The organism is Ruminococcus sp. CAG:330 (assembly GCF_000437175.1).
Lineage (GTDB): Bacteria > Bacillota > Clostridia > Oscillospirales > Ruminococcaceae > Ruminococcus_C.
Genome location: NZ_FR898007.1, coordinates 1 through 6537 on the forward strand (window position 1 = coordinate 1; position 6537 = coordinate 6537).

General features: G+C 51.6%; 6 protein-coding genes and 1 riboswitch. Of the genes, 3 read left to right on the plus strand and 3 right to left on the minus strand.

What is annotated here, in order from left to right; genetic code table 11:
• Positions 1–160 precede the first annotated feature (160 nt).
• Entirely contained in the window at positions 161–1546 is a 1386-nt protein-coding gene (locus QZL66_RS02045; RefSeq protein ID WP_022410099.1) for a hypothetical protein, read from the minus strand.
• A 252-nt stretch (positions 1547–1798) separates the two neighbouring features.
• On the opposite strand from QZL66_RS02045, the gene QZL66_RS02050 reads away from it, so the two are divergent.
• On the plus strand, positions 1799–2554 hold the full coding sequence (locus QZL66_RS02050; RefSeq protein ID WP_022410100.1) for an SDR family NAD(P)-dependent oxidoreductase: 756 nt from the start codon (positions 1799–1801) through the stop codon (positions 2552–2554).
• Positions 2555–2621: 67 nt separating this feature from the next.
• Here QZL66_RS02050 and QZL66_RS02055 read toward each other — a convergent pair whose 3' ends face one another.
• Both QZL66_RS02055 and QZL66_RS02060 read right to left on the minus strand, forming a co-directional pair.
• Complete coding sequence (locus tag QZL66_RS02055) at positions 2622–3797, minus strand: FprA family A-type flavoprotein (RefSeq protein ID WP_022410101.1); 1176 nt, start codon at positions 3795–3797, stop codon at positions 2622–2624.
• A 135-nt stretch (positions 3798–3932) separates the two neighbouring features.
• A complete protein-coding gene (locus QZL66_RS02060) occupies positions 3933–4817 on the minus strand; it encodes a DMT family transporter (protein WP_022410102.1) in 885 nt (294 codons plus the stop codon).
• A gap of 260 nt (positions 4818–5077) precedes the next feature.
• On the opposite strand from QZL66_RS02060, the gene QZL66_RS02065 reads away from it, so the two are divergent.
• Complete coding sequence (locus QZL66_RS02065) at positions 5078–5599, plus strand: HD domain-containing protein (protein ID WP_022410103.1); 522 nt, start codon at positions 5078–5080, stop codon at positions 5597–5599.
• A gap of 10 nt (positions 5600–5609) precedes the next feature.
• A riboswitch (TPP riboswitch) is annotated at positions 5610–5716 on the plus strand.
• Between the two features lie 133 nt (positions 5717–5849).
• A complete protein-coding gene (thiE, locus tag QZL66_RS02070; RefSeq protein ID WP_022410104.1) occupies positions 5850–6491 on the plus strand; it encodes a thiamine phosphate synthase in 642 nt (213 codons plus the stop codon).
• The last annotated feature ends 46 nt before the right edge of the window (positions 6492–6537 follow it).

The following is a 6537-nucleotide window of genomic DNA, read 5'->3' on the forward strand; positions in this document are numbered from 1 at the left end:
ATTATATCACATTCATTCGCCTTTGTCAAGAAAATAACCATAAACTTTTGAAGTGATTCTTTGTGCAATTCATACAATTCTCAATCAAAAAAGAGCTGCCCGCAGCTAATACAGCCACAGGCAGCTCCATTTTCTCTTATTTCACGGATGATAGACTCGCTTATTTCGAGCTAAAGTCCAGATCAAATGCATCATAGCGCTTGATTGCACGATCATTCTTCTCTACCGTCTGTGCATCGCACCACTGATCCAGCATATCCTCAAAGGCATCACTGTACTTTCTGGTTACTACAGAGGTCTTCTGCGTATCCGACCAGAGATCATCGTCCGTCATTCTCTCTTCAATGTCCAGACGCAGCACCAGATAGCATGCCTCATCATCCTCTACCACAGCCGGCACGCCCAGCTTGGCATCATTAAAGATATAGTCATACGCCTTCTTCGACGGAGTATAGGTGATGTCCTCTTCCTTGGTCTTTTCGTTTGTGGTCACCTTGGCAATGATAGTTTCATTGGCGTACTTCGATGTGGTAGTGGTAGTTTCCCCGCTGCCATCGGATTCGCCAGTGGTTGCCTCTGTAGCGGTTTCCTCCGAAGCAGACTCCTCTGCTGCTGTAGTTTCCGCAGCTTCATCTGCGCCGGCAGTTTCTGTTGCAGCTGCACTGTCTTCCTCTGTAACTGCGGTGGTAGTTGTTTCTGCCATGGTCGTGGTTGCAGCGGTTGTTGTGGTAGTCGCTGCGATCTCGTTGCCGTTCTCATCGGTTGCCGAAGTAGCAGTTTCCGCAGCAGCCTCCTCGGAAATGGAAGTCACATAGGCATTGTAATCCGTCTGGATGGCATCCATCTCATCCAGCATTGCCTCTTCGTCGCCCTCTTTGGCTTCCACACGCTTCAGGTAGCCATTTACCTGCTCCAGCATTGCATCCTTGGCATCCGACTTCAGCAGATCGCCGTTGCCGTCCTTCAGATCAATCTTGATATAACGAACACGAGCATCGTTGTCGATGTAGTATTCCTTCAGCTCATCCTCGGTAACGCCCTCTTCGCCGTCAATGTCATAGTAGTACAGGAACAGGTCGTTGGTGTGGTAGGTGTTTTCCAGCACCAGCTTCACAGACTCCTTAGAAATTCCGTTTGCCTCAAAGGTCTTGGAGTTGGTGTCCCAGAAGTTGTTCAGCGTGTTGTCGATCTCTGTCTTGCTCTCATCCGAAAGTTCCAGAGAAAGCTCGCTGTACTTCTGTTCTACTGCCACATACTGCTGGCAATATTCCAGCGTCTTGTCCTTGATCCAGGTTTCTGTGTCCTTGCCGTCGATTTTCTGCGCCTTGACCACATCATTGTCCGAAGTGTCCAGCTCAGAATTCTGGGACTGCAGCGTGCTGACTGCCTCAGAATAAGCGGAGTATGCAAAGTAGATGTATACGCCTGCCTTTACCTGCATTCCATCGATGGTCATCGCATAGGCAGTATTGCTGCCGCACGCAGCAAGGGAGCCAACCATTGCAGTGGCCATCAGTCCAGCCACGATTTTTTTCCATTTTGACATATGTTCTGATACCTCCGAAATCATTTCCGACAGCCGAAAGCCGACCGTCTTTGTGGAAACTTCGGCGAGAACTGATCCCCGCCGGAAAATTCCCAGATATGTATCTTATTATACTACACTTTTGCGAATAAGTCCATACCTTCCCGAAATTTTTTTCAAATTTTCAGAAAGTGCGCCAAAAGAATTGATTTCGACCGCCGTTTATGGTATAGTAAAGAAAAGCATATCATCCACCGAAAGGAGTTTTGTTTTATGATGAGAGCATTGATTACCGGCGCAACCTCCGGCATCGGACGTGCCATTTCCATGGAATTCAGCCGCCGGGGCTGGGCACTGGTGCTTACCGGCAGAAACCAAAAAGCACTGGAGGAGCTTCAGCAGATGCTCCCCGTTCCCACAGAGATCATTGCGCTGGATCTCGCCGAAGATCAGGCGCCGTTTGCCCTATACGAATTTTGCCGCGGCAAGCGCATTGATGTGCTGGTCAACAACGCCGGATTCGGCGTGTTCGGCGAGTTTACGGAAACCGACTTGCAGCAGGAACTGGAACTACTTCAGGTGAATATCCGTGCGCTGCACATTTTAACCAAGCTGTTTCTCAGGGACTTCCAGAAGCGTGGCAGCGGCAGAATCCTCAACGTGGCATCCAGCGCCGGATTTCTCACCGGTCCGCTGCTCTCCAGCTACTACGCCTCCAAAAACTATGTGGTGCGTCTTTCTCTCGCCATCGCTGAGGAGCTGCGCCACCAGCATAGCCGTGTGACCATCAGCCTGCTCTGCCCCGGCCCTGTGGACACCAAGTTCAACGACCGTGCCGGCGTGCGGTTCCGTGTCAAGGCAATGAGCGCCGAAGATGTGGCAAAAGAAGCGGTGTTTGGCGTACTCACCGGAAAACTGATCATTATCCCCGGCATGCTCAACCAGCTCGGCATCTTCGCCTCCCGTTTTGTTCCGCAGCAGCTGATGTCCCGTATTACCTATTATATTCAGGCAGCAAAGCGAAACTGAAAACTTGTTCCAATCTCACCAAAGCCGGCAGAGGAATCCACCCCCTGCCGGCTTTTTTCAAGCTGATTTATTTCTTTGCAGCCTCATGCACCGCCTTTGCCAGCTCGCAAAGTGCTGTTTCATCCGTCTGCTTCACCGCAGAACGAATGGTAATTGTCGTATCCAGCACTGTCACGTTCTTCATCGTATCCAGATACGACCGCATTTTCTTGGCTGCCGAGGGTGCCCAGGAGCCGTTTTCCACCAGTGCCACAGTGCGGTTCTGGAACGCCTTTGCCTGCAAGTGCAGCAGAAATTCCTCCATGGGCAGAAAAACACCGCCGTCATAGCTGGCCGCTGCCAATACCATCCGATCATACCGGAACGCAGCCTGCACCGCATCTGACATATCGCAGCGTGTCAGATCCAGCACAGTCACCTGCTCGCCCAGCTCCCAGAGCTGTTCCGACAGAAATTCCGCTGCCTTTGCGGTGTTCCCGTGAATGGAGGCATATGCCACCAGCACACCGCTCTCCTCCGGCTGGTAACTGCTCCAAGTCTGATACTTCTGCAAATAAGGTGTCAGGTCGCCGTTCAAAATCGGCCCGTGCAGCGGACAAATCGTGCGAATCTGCAATCCGGCTGCTTTTTTCAGAAGCGTCTGCACCGGCGCGCCGTATTTTCCCACAATGTTGATGTAATACCGCCGTGCCTCATCCGTCCACGGCTCATCGGTATCCAGTGCGCCAAACTTGCCGAACGCATCTGCGGAAAAGAGCACCTGCTCCTTCTCCTCATAGCTGACCATGACCTCCGGCCAGTGCACCATAGGTGCCATGACAAAATGCAGGGTGTGTTCGCCCAGCGAGAGAGTGTCCCCCTCTTTTACAGCAATGGTCGGATTTGTCGGTACCTGCCGGAAAAAATTCGGCAGCATTGCCAACGCTTTCGCCGAGCCTACCAGCGTCATCTCCGGATATGCAGAAGTCAGAATGCCAATGCTTCCCGCATGATCCGGCTCCATGTGGGAAATAATCAGATAGTCCGGCTGGCGGTCGCCCAGCACCTCCATCAGATTTTCCATCCACTGTTCCGTTGCTGCCGGATCTACCGTGTCCATAATGGCAAGCTTCTCGTCCTGAATCACATAGGAATTATACGAAACACCATTGGGGACGGAATACTGGCTCTCAAACAGGTCAATGGTCTTGTCATCTACACCAATATAAAAAATCGCCTTGGAATCTGGAATTGTCTGTAACATAAGATTTCCTCCTTCCGGCAAACGCCGATGTTAAAAGTTGAATCGTTCTCAAATAGTAATCGTTCTCATTAGAAATAGTATATCATGCTGTGCCGTGCTTTTCATGAATTTTCGGCGAACAAAAGAAAAACATTCTCAAGCAGACTTTTCCTTTTCTCCGTCTCTCCGCTGGTACAAAAACATGAGCACTCCCATGGTGATGATAATGAGATACCCCGCAAGGCTCATCCAGTCCGGAATCTGGGCAAACAGCAGAAACCCCAGTCCGGCAGCAAACAGAATCTGCGTATAATCATAGACGGAGATGTCCTTTGCCGGTGCGTAGCAGTAGGCGGATGTGATTCCGAACTGTCCGCCGGCAGCGGAAAGCCCTGCCATCACCAGAATCAACAGCTGCTTCCATGTCATCGGCTCATAGGCAAGCAGCAGATACGGCAGCGTCACCACACAGGAAAACGCCGAGAAGAAAAAGACGATATACGTTTTATTCTCGCCGATCTGCCCCAGCTTCCGCACCATGGCATAGGCAACGCCAGCACCCAGTCCGCCCAGCAGACCGATGAGCGACGGAAACAATGCCGCATTGGAAAAGCTGGGCTTGATGACGAACAAGCTTCCCACAAACGCCCCCAGCACAATCATCCCCTGCTGCCACGTGAGCTTCTCCTTGAGAATCAGCCACGAGCACAGAATGACAAAAAACGGCGACATCTTATTCAAGATCGAGGCATCCGAGAGCGCCAGGTGATCGATGGCGTAGAAGTTGCAGAGAATCCCCGTCGTTCCGGCAGCTGCACGAATCAGCAGGTACGGCAGTGCGCCTTTCCGGGGCAAAAATTTTCCCTTTTGGCGCAGAAGCATCACCAGCGCAAAGGTAAGTGCAACCAGATTCCGGAAAAAACTCTTCTGAATAAACGGCAGATCGCCGGCAAGCCGGACAAAGGCGTTCATCCAGGCAAAACAAAAGGCAGACAGGATGATACAAAGCGTCCCCTTCTGCCGATTGGATAAGGCAATCACATGAAATTCCTCCTCATTGACAAAATGCTGCCTGCATCGGCACTGTATTCAGTATAGCATATCGCCTCCGGATTGTCCAGCGGATTTTCCTAGAATTCTCGCATTTCACTTGACAAAAACAAAAAAATCTGCTACACTACTAGATAGAAAGTCAGCGGTGCACAAAATTTTTGAAACCGCTGCGCACAGATCCGCAGGAAGAGCCTTTGGAACGCTCTCGCCTGCTTCGCACCGGTGCAATGGAAAGGATGATGTACTGCATGCTGCATGCAACCGGTTCCAAAAAAGAACTGACCGCCCGAACCTACTATGTTCTTGTCTCCGATCTTTTGGAGCACGACGAGGTTCAGCGTCTGAAGCAATTCCGTCACCATGTGCATACCACAAGATTTCAGCACAGTTTGAACGTCTCTTATTACAGCTATTGGCTTTGCCGGCGTTTCCACTGGGATGCAGTTTCTGCGGCACGTGCCGGTCTGCTCCACGATCTCTATTTCTATGAGACCAGCGAGTACGATCGGGAACAGGCACCCAACCAGATCTCACACCTGACATTTCACCCGAAGCTTGCACTGCTCAATGCCTCTATGCGCTTCTCTCTCAACGCCATGGAAAAGGACATCATTGTCCACCACATGTGGCCAATCTCCAGACAGCGTCCGCAATACAAGGAGAGCTTCGTGGTCTCCTTTGTTGATAAGTATGTTGCCGTTCTGGAATACTTTGCGCCGCTGTTCCGGCGTATGCGTGCATCTGCCCGCACGGTCTGGGAAATCCGATAAGCGATAACAAAACAAAAAACACGGGAGCTTGCTATGCGCAGGCTGAGAGGAAACGCAGACGTTTCGACCATACCTGATTTGGGTAATGCCAACGTAGGGAACCATGCACATCATTGCAATGGGCATGCCACGAAGGCGTGCTCATTTTTCTTTTATCATAATCATAGGAACTTCGCAGCACTGCACAAAGCCAGCCTGACGGTTTTACACAGCGTTGCCCAAAGAATTGAGGAAAGCGAGGAACTCCAACATGAAACTATCCCCATCGGCATTCCAGTTATACGCCATCACAGAACCAAGCGCCAAGCTCACAGAAAACGTCCGTGCAGCCATTGACGGCGGCATCACCATGCTGCAAATTCGGGAAAAGAACTGCACAACACAGCGCCTGATCCAGATCGCCTACCCTCTCGTCAACATCTGCCGCAACGCCGGCATTCCCTGCATCATCAACGACAATGTAGAAGCAGCACGTGTGCTGGGTGCGGACGGCGTACACGTGGGGCAGCGGGACATGAAGCTGAAAAAGGCACGGGAAATCCTGGGAGATTCCGCTGTCATCGGCACCAGTGCCCACTCCGTGGAGGAGGCGCTTCGTGCCGAAGCAGAGGGTGCGGATTATATCGGCTGCGGTGCGGTATTCCAAACGGCAACCAAATCCGATGCAACGCCCCTAACCTTGGAAAAGCTGTGTGCCATTCGAAAAGCAGTTTCCATTCCCATAGTCGCCATCGGCGGAATTACGGCAGAAAATCTTCCCCACCTCTATTCTTCCGGAGCGGACGGCATCGCTGTGGTATCCGCCATCTTCGGACAACCGGACATCACACAGGCAGCCCGCAATCTATTCGAGCTGACAAAGGTCTTTCAGAAAAGCGGGGCGCAGGTATGAGAGGCTATCCCGTACTCACTATCGCCGGCAGCGACAGCAGCGGCGG